At 75.4% G+C, this 20,034-nt stretch carries 19 protein-coding genes and 1 riboswitch; of the genes, 10 read left to right on the plus strand and 9 right to left on the minus strand.

Going from position 1 to position 20,034, the window contains the following annotated elements; all coding sequences use genetic code 11:
* Window positions 1–10: 10 nt before the first annotated feature.
* Window positions 11–1,273 carry a peptidoglycan-binding domain-containing protein gene (locus ACWD3O_RS16255; RefSeq protein ID WP_451416312.1) on the minus strand — a complete coding sequence of 421 codons (1,263 nt, stop codon included), beginning with the start codon at window positions 1,271–1,273 and terminating at the stop codon, window positions 11–13.
* A gap of 192 nt (window positions 1,274–1,465) precedes the next feature.
* Here ACWD3O_RS16255 and ACWD3O_RS16260 point away from each other — a divergent pair, with 192 nt between their 5' ends.
* The 3 genes from ACWD3O_RS16260 to ACWD3O_RS16270 all read left to right on the plus strand — a co-directional run bounded on the left by ACWD3O_RS16260 (window position 1,466) and on the right by ACWD3O_RS16270 (window position 5,639).
* Window positions 1,466–3,658 (plus strand): DHA2 family efflux MFS transporter permease subunit, encoded by a 2,193-nt coding sequence (locus ACWD3O_RS16260; RefSeq protein WP_451416313.1) that lies wholly within the window; start codon window positions 1,466–1,468, stop codon window positions 3,656–3,658.
* 166 nt (window positions 3,659–3,824) lie between these two features.
* Window positions 3,825–4,523 carry a hypothetical protein gene (locus ACWD3O_RS16265; RefSeq protein ID WP_451409949.1) on the plus strand — a complete coding sequence of 233 codons (699 nt, stop codon included), beginning with the start codon at window positions 3,825–3,827 and terminating at the stop codon, window positions 4,521–4,523.
* A gap of 3 nt (window positions 4,524–4,526) precedes the next feature.
* Window positions 4,527–5,639 carry a hypothetical protein gene (locus tag ACWD3O_RS16270; RefSeq protein WP_451416314.1) on the plus strand — a complete coding sequence of 371 codons (1,113 nt, stop codon included), beginning with the start codon at window positions 4,527–4,529 and terminating at the stop codon, window positions 5,637–5,639.
* A 58-nt stretch (window positions 5,640–5,697) separates the two neighbouring features.
* On the opposite strand, the gene ACWD3O_RS16275 is transcribed toward ACWD3O_RS16270, so the two are convergent.
* Window positions 5,698–6,096 (minus strand): DnaJ family domain-containing protein, encoded by a 399-nt coding sequence (locus tag ACWD3O_RS16275; protein WP_451409951.1) that lies wholly within the window; start codon window positions 6,094–6,096, stop codon window positions 5,698–5,700.
* Window positions 6,097–6,197: 101 nt separating this feature from the next.
* On the opposite strand from ACWD3O_RS16275, the gene ACWD3O_RS16280 reads away from it, so the two are divergent.
* Window positions 6,198–6,590 carry a hypothetical protein gene (locus ACWD3O_RS16280; RefSeq protein ID WP_451409952.1) on the plus strand — a complete coding sequence of 131 codons (393 nt, stop codon included), beginning with the start codon at window positions 6,198–6,200 and terminating at the stop codon, window positions 6,588–6,590.
* 84 nt (window positions 6,591–6,674) lie between these two features.
* On the opposite strand, the gene ACWD3O_RS16285 is transcribed toward ACWD3O_RS16280, so the two are convergent.
* A complete protein-coding gene (locus tag ACWD3O_RS16285) occupies window positions 6,675–7,346 on the minus strand; it encodes an O-methyltransferase (RefSeq protein WP_451416315.1) in 672 nt (223 codons plus the stop codon).
* A 133-nt stretch (window positions 7,347–7,479) separates the two neighbouring features.
* Window positions 7,480–8,202, minus strand: a complete 723-nt coding sequence (locus ACWD3O_RS16290) for a hypothetical protein (RefSeq protein WP_451416316.1) — start codon at window positions 8,200–8,202, stop codon at window positions 7,480–7,482.
* Window positions 8,203–8,292: 90 nt separating this feature from the next.
* On the opposite strand from ACWD3O_RS16290, the gene ACWD3O_RS16295 reads away from it, so the two are divergent.
* Window positions 8,293–8,811, plus strand: a complete 519-nt coding sequence (locus tag ACWD3O_RS16295; protein ID WP_451416317.1) for a GNAT family N-acetyltransferase — start codon at window positions 8,293–8,295, stop codon at window positions 8,809–8,811.
* A gap of 140 nt (window positions 8,812–8,951) precedes the next feature.
* Here the strand turns inward: ACWD3O_RS16295 and ACWD3O_RS16300 are convergent, their stop codons facing one another.
* From ACWD3O_RS16300 to ACWD3O_RS16320, 5 genes are read right to left on the minus strand one after another with little or no spacing between them, the layout of a single operon-like run.
* Window positions 8,952–9,845 carry an ECF transporter S component gene (locus ACWD3O_RS16300; protein ID WP_451416318.1) on the minus strand — a complete coding sequence of 298 codons (894 nt, stop codon included), beginning with the start codon at window positions 9,843–9,845 and terminating at the stop codon, window positions 8,952–8,954.
* On the minus strand, window positions 9,842–11,599 hold the full coding sequence (locus tag ACWD3O_RS16305) for an ABC transporter ATP-binding protein (RefSeq protein WP_451416319.1): 1,758 nt from the start codon (window positions 11,597–11,599) through the stop codon (window positions 9,842–9,844). Before ACWD3O_RS16305 ends, ACWD3O_RS16300 begins: the two co-directional genes overlap by 4 nt.
* Window positions 11,596–12,723 (minus strand): energy-coupling factor transporter transmembrane component T, encoded by a 1,128-nt coding sequence (locus ACWD3O_RS16310; RefSeq protein WP_451416320.1) that lies wholly within the window; start codon window positions 12,721–12,723, stop codon window positions 11,596–11,598. Before ACWD3O_RS16310 ends, ACWD3O_RS16305 begins: the two co-directional genes overlap by 4 nt.
* Before the next feature lie 36 nt (window positions 12,724–12,759).
* Window positions 12,760–13,431: an SCO2322 family protein gene (locus ACWD3O_RS16315; RefSeq protein WP_451416321.1), complete on the minus strand. Its 672-nt coding sequence runs from the start codon at window positions 13,429–13,431 to the stop codon at window positions 12,760–12,762.
* The gene (locus ACWD3O_RS16320) at window positions 13,428–14,660 is read right to left on the minus strand and encodes a prenyltransferase/squalene oxidase repeat-containing protein (RefSeq protein WP_451409960.1); all 1,233 of its coding nucleotides are present in this window, start codon (window positions 14,658–14,660) and stop codon (window positions 13,428–13,430) included. The genes ACWD3O_RS16315 and ACWD3O_RS16320 overlap by 4 nt, the downstream gene beginning before the upstream one ends.
* Before the next feature lie 140 nt (window positions 14,661–14,800).
* Window positions 14,801–14,872: riboswitch (cobalamin riboswitch) on the minus strand.
* A 212-nt stretch (window positions 14,873–15,084) separates the two neighbouring features.
* Between ACWD3O_RS16320 and ACWD3O_RS16325 the strand changes: the two genes are divergently transcribed.
* The 5 genes from ACWD3O_RS16325 (at window position 15,085) to ACWD3O_RS16345 (ending at window position 19,978) form a co-directional block, all read left to right on the plus strand.
* Complete coding sequence (locus tag ACWD3O_RS16325; protein ID WP_451416322.1) at window positions 15,085–15,768, plus strand: phosphotransferase; 684 nt, start codon at window positions 15,085–15,087, stop codon at window positions 15,766–15,768.
* 247 nt (window positions 15,769–16,015) lie between these two features.
* On the plus strand, window positions 16,016–17,356 hold the full coding sequence (locus tag ACWD3O_RS16330; RefSeq protein ID WP_451416432.1) for a glycosyltransferase family 4 protein: 1,341 nt from the start codon (window positions 16,016–16,018) through the stop codon (window positions 17,354–17,356).
* Entirely contained in the window at window positions 17,350–18,126 is a 777-nt protein-coding gene (locus ACWD3O_RS16335) for a methyltransferase domain-containing protein (protein ID WP_451416323.1), read from the plus strand. Before ACWD3O_RS16330 ends, ACWD3O_RS16335 begins: the two co-directional genes overlap by 7 nt.
* Window positions 18,123–19,214: a prenyltransferase/squalene oxidase repeat-containing protein gene (locus ACWD3O_RS16340; RefSeq protein ID WP_451409963.1), complete on the plus strand. Its 1,092-nt coding sequence runs from the start codon at window positions 18,123–18,125 to the stop codon at window positions 19,212–19,214. The genes ACWD3O_RS16335 and ACWD3O_RS16340 overlap by 4 nt, the downstream gene beginning before the upstream one ends.
* A gap of 134 nt (window positions 19,215–19,348) precedes the next feature.
* Window positions 19,349–19,978 (plus strand): hypothetical protein, encoded by a 630-nt coding sequence (locus ACWD3O_RS16345; protein ID WP_451416324.1) that lies wholly within the window; start codon window positions 19,349–19,351, stop codon window positions 19,976–19,978.
* Window positions 19,979–20,034: the final 56 nt, after the last annotated feature.

The raw sequence follows: 20,034 nt of genomic DNA on the forward strand, positions 1-20,034 counted from the left end.
CCTTGTCGATCTATCGACGGCGGTCGCGGTCGCGGCGGTCGTCGTCGCCGTTGTACCGGTGGTCAGGGCGTCCCTCGCCGGTGGTGACCGACTCCAGGGCCGCCCGGGTGTGCGGGCCGTACGTGCCGTACTCGTCGCCCTTGATGCCGTTGACGTACTGGAAGGCGCTCACGCTGTTGCGGACCTGGTCGTCGTACCGGCCGTCCGGCTCGTCGGCGTAGAGCCAGAGCTCCGCCAGGCGGCGCTGGAGCTCCGCCACCTGCGGGCCGGTGTCCCCGGGGCTCAGGGTGCCCGCGGCCAGGCCCGTGTCGCTCTCCGCTCCGTCGGCCGGGGCCGAGGTGCTGGAACGTTCCGGCTCCGGGGTGGGGGAAGGGGTCCGCGAGGGCTCCGAGGACGGGCTGGGTGAGGTGCTGGGCGACGCGGAGGCGTCCGGCTCAGCCGAGGGGGCGGCCGAGGTCGCCAAATCCGTCTCGGCGGCCACCTCCGTCGGGTCCACGTCCGGGACGCTCGCCCGCTGCGGCAGGGAGGTCGTCCGGGAGGGCGGCTGGTACGAGAAGAGTCCGCTGGTCACGCCCGCGATCACCGCGCCCACGCCGACCACCGAACCGGCGGTCACCAGGGCGACCCGGCGCTTGGGCGTCCGGCGGCGGCGGTGCGCGCCACGCGCCCCCGCGGCGTCCGGTCCGGCCGCCCCCGCCGACCCGACGGAGCCCATAGACCCGGCGGAGCCCATAGACCCGGTGGAGCCCGCAGGCCCGGCGAAGCCGGCGGACCCGGTCCCGTCGGCGGAGCCGAAGCCGTCCGCGGCGCCGGGACCACTCGCGGCGCCGGGACCACCCGCGGCGGCGAAAGCGCCCGCACCGGCGCCCGCGGCACCCGCGCCCACCCCGGGACCCACCGGTCCGGCGGCCCCCTCGACGCGAGCGCCCGCGGCACTCGCGCCCGCGGCACCCGCACCCGCACCCGCGCCGTGGACCGGCGCCGGCTGCTCCGGGGGCAGCGGGCCCGCGAGAGGCACCTCGGCGTCCCGCGCGGCGACGATCTCGCCCACGATCACCCGCGGCTGCCCGGCCGGCGGTGTGTCGGTCCCGGAGCCCAGCCCCACGTAGGGCCGCACCCGCAGCGGGTCGAAGTCCTCCGCCTCGGCGACCTCCCGCTCGCGCGCGTCACGCAGCGCGTCGGCGGCCAGCGATGCGCAGGCGCACGACGGGGTGTGATCCGCCCGGCGCGGCGTACCGCACCCGGGGCAGTCGTTCCCCTGGTTCTCGTTCACGCGACGGGTCCCCTCCCAGGAATCTCCCGTGATTATGCAGATTTTCTGACCGTGCGCCTACGGCGGCCGGGATTCGGGCCCGCCCTCGGGGACTCAACAGGCCATAACGGGTGACTCCGGACACGATGGAGGTAGGCCGAGGCACGTGGAGGCGAGGCGTGCAGGCCGAGAGTCGAGAGCCCGGGAGGACCCATGGCCGACGACGCACAGCGGGGGACGGGCGGCCCCCGGTCCGGGGAGCCGGACACCGGCCGCACCGGTTCCGGTCCCCCGTTCGACCAGCGGGTGCCGGCCGCCACCCACGACGCGGCCCACGCCCCGCACGCCGGGCACGCCGGACACGGCACCCGGGGCGGCGTCGCGCAGGAACCCGCCCATGTCGCGCCCAACGTGCTGCTCTCGATCGGCGCGCTGCTGCTCGGCATGCTGCTCGCCGCCCTCGACCAGACCATCGTCTCGACCGCGCTGCCCACCATCGTCAGCGAACTCGGCGGCATGGAGCACCTGTCCTGGGTGGTCACCGCCTACATGCTGGCGGCCACCGCGGCCACCCCGCTCTGGGGCAAACTCGGCGACCAGTACGGGCGCAAACGCCTCTTCCAGACCGCCATCGTCATCTTCCTGGCCGGTTCCGCGCTCTGCGGCATGGCGCAGGACATGCCGCAGCTCATCGCCTTCCGGGCCGTGCAGGGCCTGGGCGGCGGCGGCCTGATGGTGCTGTCCATGGCGATCGTCGGCGACCTCGTCCCGCCCCGTGAACGCGGACGCTACCAAGGTCTCTTCGGCGCGGTCTTCGGCGCGACCAGCGTGCTGGGACCGCTGCTCGGCGGACTGTTCACCCAGCACCTGAGCTGGCGCTGGGTCTTCTACATCAACCTGCCGCTGGGCGTCGTCGCGCTGGGCGTGATCGCCGCCGTGCTGCACATCCCCCGGCACCGGGAGAAGCACCGCATCGACTACCTGGGCACCCTGCTGATCGCCTCCGTCGCCACCTGCCTGGTGCTGGTCACCTCGCTCGGCGGCACCACCTGGCCGTGGGCGTCCTGGCGGATCGTCTCCCTGGCGGTGCTGGGCGTGCTGCTGGCGGTGGCGTTCGTGGCGGTCGAACGGCGGGCCGCCGAGCCGGTGCTGCCGCTGAAGCTGTTCGCCATCCGCACCTTCAGCCTCACCGCGGTGATCAGCTTCATCGTGGGCTTCGCGATGTTCGGCGCGATGACCTACCTGCCGACCTTCCTCCAGGTCGTGCACGGCATCTCGCCGACCATGTCCGGCGTCTACATGCTGCCGATGGTGGCGGGCCTGCTGCTCGCCTCCACCGCCTCCGGCCAGGTCGTCAGCCGCACCGGCCGGTGGAAGGTGTTCCCGGTGGCAGGCACCCTGATCACCGCCGTCGGCCTGGTGCTGCTGCACCAGCTCGACGCGACCAGCCCGACCTGGCTGATGGGCGTCTACTTCTTCGTCTTCGGCGTCGGTCTCGGCCTGGTCATCCAGGTCCTGGTGCTGATCGTGCAGAACGCCGTGTCCTACCAGGACCTCGGCGTCGCCACCTCAGGCGCCACCTTCTTCCGTTCCATCGGCGCCTCCTTCGGCGTCGCCGTCTTCGGCACGATCTTCGCCGGCCGCCTCGACGACAAGCTGGTGAGCACCTTCAGCGGGGTCACGCTGCCGCCCGGGGTGACCGTCGACGGCCTGGAGGCCGACCCGCGCGGCATCGCCGGACTGCCCGCCGCGCTGCGCCTGCGCGCCCTGGACGCCTACGCCTCCGCCATCACCGACGTCTTCCTCTACGCCGCGCCCGTCGCCGCCCTCGCGTTCCTGCTCGCCCTGGCGCTGCGCGAGGACCCGCTGCGCGGCTCGGTCACCGCCCCGGACGCCTCGGAGACGCTGGCCAGCAACCCCGTGGAGCGTTCCTCGCACGACGAGGCGGCGCGCGCCCTGTCGGTGCTGGCGAGCCGCGAGGGCCGGCGCGAGGTCTACCGGCGGATCACCGAACGGGCCGGCTACGACCTGCTGCCCGCGGCGAGCTGGCTGCTGCTGCGGACCCGCCGGTACGGGTGGACCGAACCGGCCGTGCTGGCCGAGTACAGCAAGGTGCCGCTGGAGCGGATCATGGCGGCCGGACGGCAGGTGGAGGAGCGCGGCCTCGCGGTGCGCCGCGGCCTCGACCTGGAGCTCACCCCCGCCGGGTACGAGGTGGCGGAACGGCTGTCGCGGGCCCGGGAGGAGTCGATGGCCGAACTGCTCGGCGACTGGTGGGGACCCGAGCGGCCCCGCGACCTGATCCAGCTGGTCAAGGAGCTCAACGACGAGCTCTCCGGCTCCGACGCGGAACGGCCCCGCAGGGCCGGCGGCTCCACCTCGCACCGCTACTGGCGCGCCGCCTGAGCGGTCCCCCGCGCCCTTCCGGAGGAACACCGCCACCCGCTCCGCCCCGCCGCGCCCGCGTCCCCTGCCGTGAATGCGCCGTTTGAGCGATGAGGCCCCGGCAAGACGAACGGGACGAAGCGGTCCGCGACGAGGAGCGGGCCGGGAGCGACCCCGGAAGGCATCCATGTCCCAAGGCGTGATCATCGCTCTGATCGTCATCGTGGCCGCAGTCGTGCTGATCGCGGCCTTCATGGCCAAGTCCCGCAAGGCGCACGGCGGGCGCAACCTCCGCCGGCGCTTCGGGCCCGAATACGAACGGACCGTCGCCCGGTACGACGGCGACACCGCCGCCGCCGAGCGGGAACTGACCGCGCGCGTCGAGCGCCACGGCGAGCTGAGCATCCGGCCGCTGGAGCCGGCCGAGCGGCAGCAGTACGAGACGCGCTGGGCGGCCGCCCAGGAGCGTTTCGTCGAGTCGCCGCGCGAAGCGGTGACCGAGGCCGACCGGTTGCTCGCCGAAGTGGCCGCCTCCCGCGGCTTCCCCGGCGGCGGCGAGTACGAGGAGCAGGTCTCCGCGCTCTCCGTCCACCACCCGCACCACGTGAACGGCTACCGGCGCATCCACCGCGCGGCCCTCGCCGCCGCGGGCGGCGCCGCGGAGAGCAGCTCGGCCACCGAGGAGCTGCGCGAGGCCCTGGTCGAGGGCCGGGCGCTCTTCGACGAACTGATCAACGACCGCACCCATCGCACGGGCGCCACCCCGGCCGGCTCCGGCGACGCCCACGGGCACGGCGCACGCCACGGCCAGCAGGGCACCGTCGGCGACCGGGTCCGGTCCCACCTGCCGGGCAACGCCCCCCGGCACCACGTGAAGGGGAGCTGACGCATGAGCGAGCGCATGACCGACCGCATCAAGAACCGTCTGACCGACCAGGGCAACACCCACCCGGACGGCGGCGACCACCACGGCACGACCGACCACGGCACCACCCACCACGCCGGCGACCACACCACCGACCGCGGCACGGGCCACACCAACGGCCTGCCCGCCGACCGGACCGCGGACGGAGCGGGCGCCGTCGACGGATGGGGCCCCGGAGCCTCGGCCGGCACCGCCGTCACCCCGGTCCGCCCGCTCTCGGAGCAGGGCGTCCCGAGCACCCCGGACAACCACGACCTGCGCAACGAGCAGGACCGGTCCGCCGGTCAGGGCATCCGCGACGGCCAGGTGTTCCAGGACAGCCACGACACCACGGACTTCCACAGCACCCAGGGCGGCCACGGCACCCAGGGCGGCCACGGTGCCACCGGCACCCACCTGACCCCGGGCCACGGCACGACCGGCACCGCTGCCCAGGGCACGGGCGCCCACGCCGCTCCCCAGGCGGGCGGCCACGACTTCCCGGGCGACGGGCAGCACGGCACGGCGGTCGGCGGCCCCTTCGGCGGCGTCACCGGCGGGCGGGACTCCCAGAGCGGTGAGTCGTACGGCGGCGAGAGCTACGGCGGCGACACCCAGGGCCCGGGCACCCACAGCACCGGAACACATGGCGTCGGAACCCACAGCACCGGAACCCATGGCACCGGCACACACGGTGCCGGTACCCATGGCACCGGCACACACGGCGCGGCGACCCACGGTTCCGCCGGTACCCATGGCGGCGCTCACGGCGGCGCCCACCACACCGACGACGACGGTCCGGGCGAGACCCTGCACCGGCTGCTCCCGCACGAGGACACCGAGAAGCTGAACCAGCGGCTGCACCACGCCGTCGGCGGCTTCGTCGACGAGCCGCGCGGGTCCGTCGGGGAGGCGGAGAAGGTCCTGGACGAGGTGGCCGAGCGCCTCTCCTCGTGCCTGACGGCACGGCGCCGCACCCTGCGCACCGCCTGGCAGTCGCTGGGCGACGAGACCGCCGACCCGGCCGCCGACACCGAGCAGCTCCGGCTGATCCTGCGCGACTACCGCGAGCTCACCGACCGGCTGCTGCGGCTCTGACCCGAGGGCCGCGCCCTCGCCCCGATCAGGCCCCCATCCGGCTGCGATCCGGCCCCGATCAGCTCCGCCGGGCCCGCCGCTCGGCCAGCACGCCCTCCACGTCGAAGGGCTTGCGGCCCAGCGGCGGGCCCGGCGGCGGTTTGTACATCATCTCGCGGATCCGGACGTTGACGTCCTCCAGGATCCTCCGCGCGGCCTGCTCCGACGGGGCGGCCAGCGCGGCCTCGTGGGCGTCCTCCGCCTCCTTGCGCAGGGCGAGCGCCGGCGGCAGCACCGACAGGCCCTCGCGGGCCATCTTGCGCTTCACCCACCACAGGTCGTCGTGGGCGGCGCCCAGGTCCGGCAGCGGCCGGCCCGCGCCCGGCAGGTCGGCGAACTCGCCCCGCGCCTCCGCCTCGCGGATCTGGCGGTCCACCCAGGACTCGAAGTTCACGCCCGGAGGCTTCCGTTCGGTCATGCGTCCATTGTCCAGGACCGGCCGTCCGGAGGACGAGCGGCATCCGGCCGATCTATCATCGGCACCGGTCCCGCCCGGTCGCACCCTAGGAGCTGAGCGCAGTGCTCGAACTGACCATGGCCGCCGTCTCCGGCACGGAGGAGGGCGCCACGGCCGGCATGCAGATGGCCGACGCGCCCAGCGTGCCCGGCTCGGTGCTGCGGGTCGGCCGCGACAAGGCGGTGTGCCGGCTGGGCACGCCGTCGGACTGGCTGTTCGTCTCCCGGGTCCACCTGGAGTTCCAGTTCGGCTCCGACGGCGTCTGGCACCTCACCTGGCTGCGCGGCTCCCAGCCGGACCCCTCCTCCGAGGTCCGCATCGTCCTCGGCGGCGCCACCCACCCGCTGGCCTACGGCGGCACGGTCGCCCTGCCGCCCGGCGGTTCCGGTGAGGTCGTCGTCCAGGACCGCACCTCGCCGCGCAGCGTCAACGTGGGCTTCTACCACGAGGCCTGAACCCCACGGCCCGGACGCCGGCCCGAACGCCGGCCCGGCTGACGGCCCGGCGGCCGACGGCCCGGTCGTCGGCCCCGCCGCCGCTCAGGACACCACGCGCGCCAGCGCGAACCCGTCGTAGCCCTTGGTCCCCACCGTCTGCAGCGCCGTCGCGCTGAGCCGCGGGTGCCCGGCGATCAGCTCCAGCGCCTCACGGGTGCCCCGCACGTCCGGCGCGTCGCTGCCGGCGTCGGCGACCCGGCCGCCGCGCACCACGTTGTCGACGACGATCAGGCTGCCCGGCCGGGTGAGCCGCAGCGCCCACTCCACGTAGCGCGGGTTGTTGCCCTTGTCGGCGTCGACGAAGACCAGGTCGAAGGGGGCGGTGCCCTCCTCGGCCAGCTTCGGCAGCGACTCCAGCGCCGGGCCGACCCGCACCTCCACCACGGCGTCCAGCCCGGCCCGGGCGAGGTTCCGGCGGGCGATCTCCGCGTGCCGCTCCTCGTACTCGAGGGTGACCAGGCGGCCGTCGGCCGGGAGGGCGCGCGCCATCCAGATGGTGCTGTACCCGGCCAGCGTGCCGATCTCCAGGATGTTCCGCGCGCCCTGCGTCTCGGCCAGCAGGCGCAGCAGCTTGCCCGCGCCGGCCGACACGTTGATCGGGGGCAGCCCGGCCGCTTCCGCGTCCCGCAGCGCCGCGGTCAGTGCCTCGTCCTCGGGGGCCAGCAGGCTGGACAGATAGTCGTCGACGTCGTTCCAGTGAGCGGAGTCGCTCATCGGACGGAACCTTTCCTCGGGGCCGTCGGACCGGGCGGGCGGGCCGTGCGCCCACCCGCCTCCGGGATTATCGTCCGGTCGCGGCCCGCCGGGGGAGAATTCCGCCGGACGCGCGGGCACGGCGTCCCGGCGCTCAGTCCTGGACGCGGTCGAAGCGGGGGCCGGAGGGCTCCACGGACACCGCGTAGTCGACGGCGTCGCCGCCCTCGCGGGCCGTGCGGCAGGTGTGCCCGGTCGGCCCGGCCGGCTCGACCGCCTCCGCGGCGGGCATCTCGTCGCAGCTCAGCGAGGTGCCGGCGTCGCCGCCGAACCGGTCCCAGAACGCGTGGTGGACGCGCCGGGCGACCAGCAGTGCCTTCTCCGGCTCGGCGCGGTACGGGGTGAGGACGTCGCCCGGCTCGTAGTCCTCGCCGATGGTGACCGTGTAGGGGATCTCCACCCCCTCGTACGTCGCGACGCACGCGCTCGTGGCGCCGGCCCGCTGGGTGACGCCCTCGGGGCAGACGGCGGTGGTCCTCCCCTCCACGCGGGCGCCGCTCAGCAGATCGCCCTGGAGCGCGTACTCGACCTGGGTGGTGAAGTCCGCGTCGGAGCCCGGCCTGCCGGGCGGATCCGCCATGTCGGAGCCGCTGCCGGCCACCCCCTGCGGCGGGCCGGTGATCTCCACCGCCAGCGGGCCGTCGGCGGCGGGGGAGGAGGCCGGGGCGGAGCTGGAGGCGGGTGCGGGGCTGGAGGCCGCGCCCGGCCGGTCCGCCCGGCCGGGATCGGTGGACGCGTCGTTCTCCTCCTGGCCGCAGCCGGCCATGAGGAGCGCGGCGGCGGCAACGCCCAGCAGGGCGCGGGAATTTCGTCGCATGACCGGAATGCTAGGGATGTGCCGCCACCTCCGGGGAGGCGACGGGAAAACCCGTTGGGCCCGGTGCCGGGACGCCGCGACAATCCCGGCATGACATCGCCGCGCACGACCACCGCCTGGTCGGTCGCCCCCGAGGACGTGACCTCGGCGGACGCCGCCGCCCTCTGGAGGGCGTACTACACCGAGGTCAGCGACCGCTGGTACCTGCTGCACGAGGGGCGGCGCACCGACCCGGACGAGCTGGAGCGGGAGATCGCGGCCGACACCGGGGACGGGCTGGCACCGCCCGGCGGGGCGCTGCTGGTGGCGCGGTACGACGGGACGCCCGCCGGGACGGCCGGGGTCCGGCTGGTCGAGGAGGGCGTCGCGGAGCTCAAGCGGGTCTTCCTGCTGCCCGCGTGCCGCGGCAGGGGCGGCGCGGCGCTGCTGGTCGCGGCGGCCGAGGAGTCCGCCCGGGCGATGGGGGCCCGGCGGATGATCCTGGACACCCGCCACGACCTGGTCGAGGCGCGGGCGCTGTACGCGCGGCTCGGCTACCGGGAGACCGGCCGCCACAACGACGACCCCTACGCCGAGCACTGGTTCACCAAGGACCTCACCGGTCCCTGACCCCGGCGCTCCCCGACGTCACGAGCCCGCGAGGTCACGCGCCCCCGGCATCACGCGCCCTCGCCGTCACCGATCCCCGACGTCACCGATCCCCGACGTCACCGCGCTACAGGGGCCCTCGCCGTCACCGCTCCCCGGCGTCACGCGCCCTCGGCGTCACCGCTCGCCGGCGTCATCCGTTCCTGGCCGCGCGGGGTCTTGGCCGCGCCGGGCGCCTCGAAGGTCACCGGGGCCTCGAACGCCGCCTGCCGGGTCGCCCGGCGCAGCGCGCGCAGGACGGCCGGGCCGACGGTCAGGGTGAGGACCGTGGTGAGCAGGGCGCGGCCCAGGTCCCAGGCCATGGACGTGGTCAGGCAGTAGGCCACGAACCGGGCCAGGTTGACGGCGAGGGGGGCCTGCGGGTCCGGCGCGACGGCCACGGCGATCTGGCCGGCCATGAACGGCCACCCGGCCAGGTTCATCAGCGTGCCGTAGCCGAACGCCGCGAGGAAGCCGTACGCGGCGAGCATCCCCACCTCCGCGCGGCCGGAGGGCCGGCGGGGCAAGAACCCCGCGCCCAGCGTGAACCAGCCGAGGGAGAGCATCTGGAACGGCAGCCAGGGGCCCACCCCGCCGGTCAGCAGCGCCGACGCGAACAGCGTCACCGAGCCGAGCACGAAGCCGAAGCCCGGCCCCAGGACGCGGCCCGCCAGCAGCATCAGGAAGAAGGTGGGCTCCAGCCCGGCCGTCCCCGCGCCGAGGGGGCGCAGCGCGGCGCCCGCGGCGGCGAGCACGCCCAGCATGGCGACGGCCTTCGCGCCGAGGCCCGACTCGGCGATGGTGGCCGCGGTGACCGCGACCAGGAGCAGCAGCAGCGCGGCGAACAGCCAGGGCGCGTCCTCCTGGTGGGCGGCCACCGAGGACTCCGGCGGTATCAGCAGCGGCCAGACGAAGCCGGCCAGGCCGACCGCGCTCACCAGCAGCAGCGTGAGGGTGGAGCGGGCGCCCAGCCGGACCGCGCGGGTGCGGGGGGCCGCCGGGGGGATCGCGGTCATGCCAGCGCCTCCCGGACCTGGCGCACGGTGAGCCAGCGCCGCGGGGCGAGCACCTTGGTGACCTGCGGGGCGTAGGCGGGCAGCGCCAGCACCACGTCGGCGGTCGGGCCGTCGGCGACGACCTCGCCGTCCGCCAGCATCACCACCCGGTGGGCCAGCTCGGCCGCCAGCTCCACGTCGTGGGTGGCGAGGACGATGGCGTGGCCCTGGCCGGCGAGCTGCCGCAGGTGCCCGACCAGGCGGGACTTGGCCGCGTAGTCCAGGCCCCGGGTCGGCTCGTCGAGCAGCAGCAGCGGCGGGCGCGCGGTCAGGACCACCGCCAGGGCGAGGGTGAGGCGCTGGCCCTCGGAGAGGTCGCGGGGGTGGGCGGAGTCCGCGATGCCGGGCAGCAGCCGGGTCACCAGGGCGCGGCAGGTGCCGGGCTCGGCGTCCGCGTCGCGGTCGGCGGCCGCGCACTCGGCGGCCACGGTGTCCGCGTACAGCAGGTCCCGGGGCTCCTGCGGCACCAGGCCCACCCGGCGCACCAGGTCACGGGGCCTGGTCCGGTGCGGGACGGCGCCGCAGGCCAGCACCGAGCCGGAGGCGGGCTCGACCAGGCCGACCAGGGCCGACAGCAGTGTGGACTTGCCCGCGCCGTTGCGGCCCATCAGGGCCACGGTCTCGCCGGGAGCGACGCCGAGCGACACCGACCGCAGCGCCTCGACCGCGCCCCGGCGCACGACCAGGCGGTCCACCACGGCCGGCAGCGGGGCCACCGCCGCGGCCTCGCCGTCCCGCGGCTGCGTTCCGGCCACCACGCCGTCCCGCGGATCCGGCAGCGCCCCGGCCGCCGCCGCCCGCGGCTTGGGGCGCCACCAACGGCGGCGTTCCGGCTCGGGCGTCGGCTCGGGGACGGTGAGGGCGGCCGGCTCCGGGGCGGGCGGGGCGGTGTCGTCCGCGTCGGCGAGGCGGTCGCGGAGGCCGGCCGCCCGGCGGCGGGCGTCGCGGACGGTCAGGGGCAGCGGGGACCAGCCGGCGAGGCGGCCCAGCTCGACCACCGGCGGGAAGACCGGGGAGGCGGCCATCACCTCGGCCGGGTCGCCCACCACCGGCGCCTCGCCGGGCGCCGGCAGCAGCAGCACCCGGTCCGCGTAGTGGACGACGCGCTCCAGCCGGTGCTCGGCCATCAGCACCGTGGTGCCCAGGTCGTGCACCAGCCGCTGGAGCACCGACAGGACCTCTTCCGCGGCGGCCGGGTCGAGCGCGGAGGTCGGCTCGTCCAGCACCAGCACCCGCGGGTGCGGGGTGAGCACCGACCCGATGGCGACCCGCTGCCGCTGCCCGCCGGAGAGCGTGGCGATGGGTCGCTCCCGCAGGTCGGCCAGGCCCAGCAGGTCCAGCGTCTCCTCGACACGCCGCCGCATCACGTCCGGGGCGAGTCCCAACGACTCCATGCCGTAGGCGAGTTCGTCCTCGACCGTGTCGGTGACGAAGTGCGCCGTCGGGTCCTGACCCACCGTGCCGACCACGTCGGCGAGTTCCCGCGGCTTGTGGGTCCGGGTGTCCCGGCCGGCCACCGTCACCCGGCCGCGCAGGGTGCCGCCGGTGAAGTGCGGCACCAGCCCGCTGACCGCGCCCAGCACCGTCGACTTGCCGACCCCGGACGGGCCGACCAGCAGGGCGAGTTCACCCTCGGGGATCTCGAAGTCCAGCCCGCGGACGGCGGGTTCGCCCGCGCCGTCGTACGTCACGGAGACATCGTCGAAGCGGATCACGGTCGTCGGTCCTTGCCGGTCGGTGGGGAGACGTGCGGGGCGAGGAAGGCGGGGAGCAGGCCCAGCAGCAGCGCGGCGGCGGGCCACAGCGGCAGCACGGGCGCGGTCGGCGGTGTGACCGGCGGGGTCAGCGCCACCGGGTCCCAGGACGCGGCGAGGACGGTCAGCACGGCCACCGCCACGCCCGAGCCGGAGACCAGCCAGGCGCGGACGCCCCACCGTTCGGGCCGGTAGCGGGTGCGCGGGGTGCGCCGGCCGCCCAGCCACAGCCCGGCCAGCGCGGCCGCCACCCCGGCCAGCAGCAGCGGCAGCCCGTACACCCCGCCGACCGCGGCGAGCAGCCCGTACGAGCCGGCCGCCACGCCGAGCAGGCCGCCCACGGTGAGGACGGCCGTGGTGCGGCGCACGGCGGGCGGGACGGCGGCGGTGCGGCCGTAGCCGCGGGCGTCCATGGCGGCGGCCAGCGCCACCGAGCGGTCCAGCGCGCCCTCCAGGACCGGCAGCCCCACCTGGAGCAGGCCCCGCACCCCGCGGTCCGGCCGGCCGCGCAGCCGCCGGGCCGCGCGCAGCCGCAGCACGTCGGCGATCAGGTGCGGGGCGAAGGTCATGGCGACCACCACCGCCACCCCCACCTCGTACAGGGCCGCCGGCAGCGCCTTCAGCAGCCGGGACGGGTTCGCCAGCGCGTTCGCCGCGCCCACGCAGATCAGCAGGGTGGCCAGCCGCAGGCCGTCGTAGAGCGAGAACAGCACCTCCTCCAAGTACACCGGACCGCCCAGGCGGACGCCCTGCGCCCAGTCGGGCAGCGGTACCTCGGGGAGGCGGAGCAGCAGGTGCGTGCCGGGGACGGCGGTGCCGAACACCAGGGAGAAGACGAGCCGGATGCCCAGCACCAGCAGGCCCAGCTTGACGAACGCGCCGTAGGAGCGCGCCCACGGCGCGTCCGTGCGGCAGGCCATGACCACGTAGGCGCTGACGCCGATCAGCAGCGCCAGCAGCAGCGGGTTGCGGGTGCGGGACGCGGCGACGCCCAGCGCCAGCGCCCACACCCACCAGGCGCCGGGATGCAGCGCCGCGCCGGGGGCCCGGGCGGCGCCGCGGTTCGCGGACACGGTCACGGTCATGCTCGTCGTCCCCTCGTCCCCTCGCCCCTCGTCCCGTCAGCCGCGCCGGCGCCGGGACTGCAGGACGGCGGCGCCGCCCAGCAGCAGCACGGCGCCCGCGCCCGCCCACAGGCCGAGCGACGGGCCCGGGGAGGCGGCGTCGGTGGAGGCGTTCCCGGTGGAGGCGGGCTCGGCCGGGCCGTCGGACGGGTCCGCGGCGGCCACCTGCTCGCCGCAGCCGGTGCGCGGGTAGCCCCCGATGGCGCACAGCATGGCGCTGCTGTCGTAGCGCAGCGGCGCGGCCACGGCGGCCAGGGCCTCCGCGGCGGAGGCGTCCTCGGTCACGCTCGCGCAGTAGGTGCGGCCCTCGGGCGGCGTCTCGCCTCCCGGCGCGTGCTCCGGCGTGCCGAAGTCGACGACCAGGGCGATCCGCTTGCGGCCGTCGCGCTCCGGGGTGCCGTCGCAGATCTCCGCGAACGGCTTCGTGGTGCGCGGACGGGACGCGTCGGCGGAGTTCTCGGTGATCGCGAAACGGAAGCCCTGCACGGCGCCGTCCGCCGGGCGCAGCGAGGACGGGCCCTGGGTGGCCCACACCCACGTCCGCCCGTCGAGTTCCCAGTAGGACCAGTACCGGTACCCGGCCGCCTGCGCCGCGCCCGCGCCCTGCACCAGCAGGAGCGCGGTCAGCAGCGTCAGGACGGCCGTGGCGAGGGCGCGCGCACGGTTCACGGCCGGCGCTTCCGGGAGGCGCGGACCGCCAGCAGGACCACGAGGGCCGCGACCACCACGAGAGCGGCGCCGCCCGCCCACCACACGGCGGGGGAGACGCCCTCGTCGTCGTTCCTGCCCTGCTCCCCGGCGTCGGCGGGCTGGTCCGCCTCGGGGGCGGGGCCGGTGGCGTTCAGCAGCTTCACCAGGTCCTGGCCGCCGAAGTCCCGCGGGTCGGCGCCGACCGCCTCGGCGGTGAGGATCAGCTGGGCGTAGGCGGCGGGGCCGGTCTGCTTCGCCCAGGCCGCGCCGTTGTCCCGCAGGTGGGCGACGGCCTTCCCGGCCTGGTCGGCGTGGCCGGTGGAGGCGAGCGCGATCACCGCGTCGGCGGTGTTGCCGAGGTCGGGCTGCGGGTCCGCGCCGGGCATCGCCGAGGTGAGGTGGCCGTCCTCGGTCAGCGGGCCGGCCAGGTGGGCGGCGCCGTTCTCGGCCGCCTGCTCCGGGGTCCTCGCCTCGGCGCACTTCGCGGCGGCACCGGCGGGCTCCGCTTTCTTCCCGCCGAGGCCGGAGCCCAGCGAGCCCAGCACGGCGGCGGCGGTGGCGTCGGCGTTGGCGATCAGCTTCCCGGACTTGTCGGGCTGGTAGGCGAACGCGCCCGCGTCCTTGCCCTTGCACGGCAGCGCGAAGGTGAGCAGCGCGTCCAGGGGCGACTTCCCGTCCTTGACGGTCTCGGCGGGCTTCTCGCCCGCCGCGGCCAGCGCGCCGATCACCACGGAGGTCGAGTTGGCGTCCGAGGGGGTGCCGGGGTTGTAGCCCCAGCCGCCGTCCTCGTTCTGCGCCGAGACCAGCCAGTCGACGGCCTTGTCCACGGCCGCGTCGTGCCCGCCGAGCGCCGCCAGCGCCTGCACCGCGGCCGCGGTGCTGTTGCTGTCGACCATGGTCTTCCCGTCGCACGCCGTGGACGGGTCCGGGCGGAACGCGGCGAACGAGCCGTCCGCGCACTGCTGCCCGGTCAGCCAGCCGACGGCCCGGTCCGAGGGGGTCACCCCGGCGGTGTCCTGGGCGAGCAGGGTCAGCGACTGGCGCCAGACGCCGTCGTAGGTGGGGTCGGTGGCTCCGTGGAGGCCGGCGGGTATCTCCGGCGGGGCGGACGGCGACGGCGTCGCGTCGTCGGCGAAGGCGGCCGGGGCCGTACCGGCGCCGAGTACGGCGGCAGCGGCCAGGACCGCTGCGGCGCGGCGAACGTTCATGGTTGGCGGAGTGCCTCTCCCTGTGGGGGAGCCAGGCAGCGACGGGCACCGACTGGGGCCCGGCGGCTCGGCTCCGTATACCTCGACGGTGCCGGCCACCGGCGGGAGCCGGCGGCCAATGAGCCGGTCACGGTCGCGCGGGGCATTCCGGCTCGCCGCCATGACGGCGGCTCACGGTTGCGGGTCAGCGCCGGATTTGCACCGGCTTCCCCCCGAACGAGTGTGATGACGACCGTGCCACTCTACCGGCACCCCCGGGCGGCACCCCGGGCGCGGTACCCCGCCCCCGCCTGGGGCCGGGCCCGCCCCGGCCCCGCGGGCGCCGGGCCACCCGACCGGGCGTGCGCGCATATCCGGCCATGGCGATCGCAAACAGGGCCGAGGGGCCCTCGACCCGGCCCCGAGGTGCGGCTAGATTCCCGGAATGGTCCTGATCGGAGTCGGCCGCACCGCCGACGTGTACGTGCTCGACGAGCGTTGGGTCCTCCGCAGGTACCGGGACGGCGCCGTCGGCGACGTGGGGACCGAGCGGACCCTGATGACCTACCTCCACGGCCACGGCTACCCCGTGCCGCAGGTCCGCCCCGCCCAGGACGGCGCCTCCCGCACGGACCTGGTGCTGGAACGCCTCGACGGCCCCACCATGGCGGGCGCCCTGATCGCCGGACTGATCACCCCGCGGCAGGCGGGCGCCATGCTGGCCCTGCTGCTCACCGGCCTGCACGCCGTCCCGGCCCGGCGGACCGGCGGCCCCGGCGCCAGCATCCTCCACCTCGACCTGCACCCCGAGAACGTCATCCTCACGTCCGGCGGCCCACGGGTCATCGACTGGGCCAACGCCGCCGAGGGCTCTCCCGGCCTCGACTGGGCGACCACCGCGGTGATCCTCGCCCAGGTCGCCACCGGGGCCACGCACACCGCCCGGCCGGCCGGGGAACTGCTGTCCGCGCTGCTCACCGACCCGGCCGCCGTCCACCTCACCCCGGACGCGCTGGGGGAGGCGTTGCGGCGCAGGGCCGGCGACCCGACGATGACGGAGCGTGAGACGGCCGGCCTCGACCGGGCCGGGGCCGCCGTGCGGGAGCTGATGGAACCCCGGCCGGCGTAATGCCGCGCGACAGGCCGCGATCCGGACATCTCCCCACGTCAGCACAGACGTCGGGGAACCGGTGCCGTGGCGAGCATCACCCGGCGGACCACCCACGGTCCGGCTACCAGCGGGTAGATTCGAAGCGCCGTTGTGTGATCAACAGTGGTCACCAGTGATCGATCCGCGACTTGTTGCTGGCAGCCGCCGCGACGTAACCTCGCGGGACAGTTCAGCGAGAAGGGGGCCGTACGTGACCGCTGAGGCCATGGCCGCCGACGGTCAGCCGGCTCTGCGCATCGCGCTCCTCACCTACAAGGGCAACCCGTTCTGCGGCGGACAGGGCGTCTACGTGCGCCACCTCTCCCGCGAACTCGCCCGTCTGGGCCACACCGTCGAGGTGATCGGCTCCCAGCCGTACCCGGTCCTCGACGAGGGCGAGGACCTCGCCGGGCTCTCCCTGACCGAGCTGCCCAGCCTCGACCTCTACCGCCAGCCCGACCCGTTCCGCACCCCGCGCCGCGAGGAGTTCCGGAACTGGATCGACGCCCTAGAGGTCGGCACCATGTGGACCGGCGGCTTCCCCGAGCCGCTCACCTTCTCGCTGCGCGCCCGCCGCCTGCTGCGCGCCCGCCGCGGCGACTTCGACGTCGTCCACGACAACCAGACCCTCGGCTACGGCCAGCTCGGCGACCTCGGGGCGCCCCTGGTGACCACCGTGCACCACCCCATCACCGTCGACCGGCAGCTCGAGCTCGACGCCGCCGGGGACTGGAAGCGCCGCCTGTCGGTCCGCCGCTGGTACGCCTTCACCCGGATGCAGAAGCGCGTCGCCCGCCGCCTGCCCTCGGTGCTCACCGTCTCCGGCAGCTCCCGGCAGGAGATCGTCGACCACCTCGGCGTCCGCCCCGACCGGGTGCACGTGGTGCACATCGGCGCCGACACCGACCTGTTCTCGCCGGACCCGTCGATCGCCCGGGTCCCCGGACGGATCGTCACCACCTCCAGCGCCGACGTCCCGCTCAAGGGCCTGGTCTTCCTGGTCGAGGCGCTCGCCAAGCTGCGCACCGAACAGCCCGACGCCCACCTTGTCGTGGTCGGCAGGCGCGCCGAGGACGGGCCCGTCGCCCAGGCCATCGAGCGGTACGGCCTCGAGGGCGCCGTCGAGTTCGTCAAGGGCATCTCCGACGCCGAACTCGTCGACCTGGTCCGCTCCGCCGAGGTCGCCTGCGTCCCCTCCCTCTACGAGGGCTTCTCGCTGCCCGCCGCCGAGGCCATGGCCACCGGCACCCCGCTGGTCGCCACCACCGGCGGCGCCATCCCCGAGGTGGCCGGCCCCGACGGCGAGACCTGCCTGGCGGTACCGCCGGGCGACGCCGGCGCCCTCGCCGCCGCCCTCGGGCGCCTCCTCGACGACCCGGAGCTGCGCGCCCGCCTCGGTGCCGCCGGCCGCGCCCGCGTCCTGGAGCACTTCACCTGGAAGCGCGCCGCCGAGGGCACCGTCGCCCACTACCGGGAGGCCGTCGCACGCCGCTCGACGGGCGGTCGCGCGCCCGTCGTCCCCACCCCCACAACCGGCCACCACCACGAAAGCAGGACCCCGTGCTGACCGTCGACTTCTCCCGGTTCCCGCTCGCCCCGGGCGACCGTGTCCTGGACCTCGGCTGCGGAGGAGGCCGGCACGCCTTCGAGTGCTACAAGCGCGGCGCCCAGGTCGTGGCCCTCGACCGCAACGGCGAGGAGATCCGCGAGGTCGCCAAGTGGTTCGCCGCGATGAAGGAGGCCGGTGAGGCCCCGGCCGGCGCCACCGCCACCGCCATGGAGGGCGACGCCCTCAACCTGCCGTTCCCCGACGCCTCGTTCGACGTCGTCATCATCTCCGAGGTGATGGAGCACATCCCCGACGACAAGGGCGTCCTCGCCGAGATGGTCCGCGTCCTCAAGCCGGGCGGCCGGATCGCCGTCACCGTGCCGCGCTACGGGCCGGAGAAGGTCTGCTGGGCGCTCTCCGACGCCTACCACGCGGTCGAGGGCGGCCACATCCGCATCTACAAGGCCGACGAACTGCTCGCGAAGATGCGCGAGGCCGGCCTGCGCCCCTACGGCTCCCACCACGCGCACGCGCTGCACTCGCCGTACTGGTGGCTGAAGTGCGCCTTCGGCGTGGACAACGACAAGGCACTGCCGGTGCGGGCGTACCACAAGCTGCTGGTGTGGGACATCATGAAGAAGCCGCTGGCCACCCGGGTCGCCGAGCGCGCCCTCAACCCGGTCATCGGCAAGAGCTTCGTGGCCTACGCGACCAAGCCGCACCTGCCGGCCGCCGCCGTCGCCGGTGCGGGTGCCGGTGCCGGTGCCGCCGAAGGGGACGTGGCGTGACCACGCCCAGGACCGAGCACCTCGTCCTTCCCGGGGTGCTCACCGCCGAGCAGGCCGCCGCCACCGTGCGCGGCCTGCTCGCCGTGCAGCGCGAGGACGGCGCGATCCCGTGGTTCCGCGGCCACCACCTCGACCCGTGGGACCACACCGAGGCCGCCATGGCCCTCGACGCCGCCGGCGAGCACGAGGCCGCCGAACGCGCCTACCTGTGGCTCGCCCGCCACCAGAACGAGGACGGATCCTGGTTCGCCGCCTACGCCGACGGCGCCCACGACCAGGTCACCGACCGCTCCCGCGAGTCCAACTTCGTCGCCTACGTCGCCGTCGGCGTCTGGCACCACTACCTGTCCACCGGCGACGACACCTTCCTCGACCGCATGTGGCCCGTGGTGTACGCGGCCGTCGAGTTCGTGCTGCGGCTCCAGCAGCCGGGCGGGCAGATCGGCTGGAAGCGGGAGGACGACGGCACGGCGGTGAACGACGCGCTGCTGACCGGCAGTTCGTCCATCCACCACGCGCTGCGGTGCGCGCTCGCCGTCGCCGAGCAGATGGAGGAGCCGCAGCCCGACTGGGAGCTCGCGGCGGGCGCGCTGCGGCACGCCGTCCGGCTGCACCCGGAGCGGTTCCTGGACAAGAACCGGTACTCCATGGACTGGTACTACCCGGTCCTCGGCGGGGCCCTGGAGGGCGCCGAGGCGCGGGAGCGGATCGCCTCCCGGTGGGACGACTTCGTGGTGCCCGGCCTGGGCGTGCGGTGCGTCGTGCCCAACGCGTGGGTGACGGGCGGCGAGTCCTGCGAACTCGCGCTCGCGCTGTGGGCGGCCGGGGAGTCGGACCGGGCGCTGGAGATCCTCCAGTCGGTGCAGCACCTGCGGGACGAGGAGTCCGGGCTGTACTGGACCGGGCTCGTCTACGACGACCGGGCGATCTGGCCGCGGGAGCTGACGAGCTGGACGGCGGGGGCGTTGTTGCTGGCCGTGGCGGCGCTCGGGGGCCACGAGGCGACCTGCGCGGTCTTCGGCGGCGACCGCCTCCCCCGGGGTCTCGACCCCGACTGCTGCGACCCCACCCCCACCGAACCGGCCTGACCCACCTCGCCGAGCCGCGGCACGCTCGCCCGCAGGGGCGGGGGCACTCGGACGGGGGTATTGGGGTCGCCGGGAGAGAAGGGCGGGGTGAGGCTGCGGGGAGGGAAACGTTCTCTCCTTCCGGAGGCTGACTCATGCCCGTTTCGATACGCCGTCTCGTCCTCGCCGTCACCCTCTGCTGCGCCCTGGTCGCCGGCACCGCCGCCTGCGGCGGCACCGAGCGCCCCGCCTCCGCCCCCCAGGCGGACACCCAGTCCGTGGAGGAACGGGCGATGGCGGAGATGAGGGCCGAGGCGGACCGGGCCGCCCGCCAGGCGCCGGCCGAGCCCACCCCGACCACCTCCGCCGAGAAGCAGAAGTTCGCCAAGACCCGCTTCGTGGTGAACGCCGGCCTCGCCGCGGGCGCCACCTACCAGTGGATCGTGAAGCCCTTCCGCGCGGGCAAGTTCAAGAAGGGCGCGGACGGCCGCCGCGTCGCCCTCGTCAAGGCGGGTGTCGCCGGCCTGTTCGCCTACAACCGGCTGGACGCGGCCGTCAAGAACGCCAAGGCGGACCCCACCCTGTCCAAGGCGGTCGCCCCGCTGCAGGACGGCATCAACAAGCTCAAGGAGCAGGCGAAGAACCTGCGCAAGGGCGACAACACCGACGACATCGTCGGCAACTTCGACAGCATCATCAACGACGTCAAGGACGCCGGTAAGTCGGCCGGCGCCGAGGTCACCGACAAGGTGCCGTCCGCCGGCGAGCTCACGGGCGGCTCGTAAGGACGCCCGGGCACACCGGCACACGGCGCCGCACGGCACGACGAAGGCCCCCGCCG

This window comes from Streptomyces sp. NPDC002640 (assembly GCF_053592575.1).

Coding starts and splice junctions, on each gene's coding strand:
- ACWD3O_RS16325 (WP_451416322.1), top strand. CDS start 15,085: ATGGTCCTGATCGGAGTCGGCCGCACCGCCGACGTGTACGTGCTCGAC.
- ACWD3O_RS16260 (WP_451416313.1), top strand. CDS start 1,466: ATGGCCGACGACGCACAGCGGGGGACGGGCGGCCCCCGGTCCGGGGAG.
- ACWD3O_RS16290 (WP_451416316.1), bottom strand. CDS start 8,202: ATGCGACGAAATTCCCGCGCCCTGCTGGGCGTTGCCGCCGCCGCGCTC.
- ACWD3O_RS16265 (WP_451409949.1), top strand. CDS start 3,825: ATGTCCCAAGGCGTGATCATCGCTCTGATCGTCATCGTGGCCGCAGTC.
- ACWD3O_RS16330 (WP_451416432.1), top strand. CDS start 16,016: ATGGCCGCCGACGGTCAGCCGGCTCTGCGCATCGCGCTCCTCACCTAC.
- ACWD3O_RS16310 (WP_451416320.1), bottom strand. CDS start 12,723: ATGACCGTGACCGTGTCCGCGAACCGCGGCGCCGCCCGGGCCCCCGGC.
- ACWD3O_RS16285 (WP_451416315.1), bottom strand. CDS start 7,346: ATGAGCGACTCCGCTCACTGGAACGACGTCGACGACTATCTGTCCAGC.
- ACWD3O_RS16320 (WP_451409960.1), bottom strand. CDS start 14,660: ATGAACGTTCGCCGCGCCGCAGCGGTCCTGGCCGCTGCCGCCGTACTC.
- ACWD3O_RS16270 (WP_451416314.1), top strand. CDS start 4,527: ATGAGCGAGCGCATGACCGACCGCATCAAGAACCGTCTGACCGACCAG.
- ACWD3O_RS16300 (WP_451416318.1), bottom strand. CDS start 9,845: ATGACCGCGATCCCCCCGGCGGCCCCCCGCACCCGCGCGGTCCGGCTG.
- ACWD3O_RS16275 (WP_451409951.1), bottom strand. CDS start 6,096: ATGACCGAACGGAAGCCTCCGGGCGTGAACTTCGAGTCCTGGGTGGAC.
- ACWD3O_RS16295 (WP_451416317.1), top strand. CDS start 8,293: ATGACATCGCCGCGCACGACCACCGCCTGGTCGGTCGCCCCCGAGGAC.
- ACWD3O_RS16345 (WP_451416324.1), top strand. CDS start 19,349: ATGCCCGTTTCGATACGCCGTCTCGTCCTCGCCGTCACCCTCTGCTGC.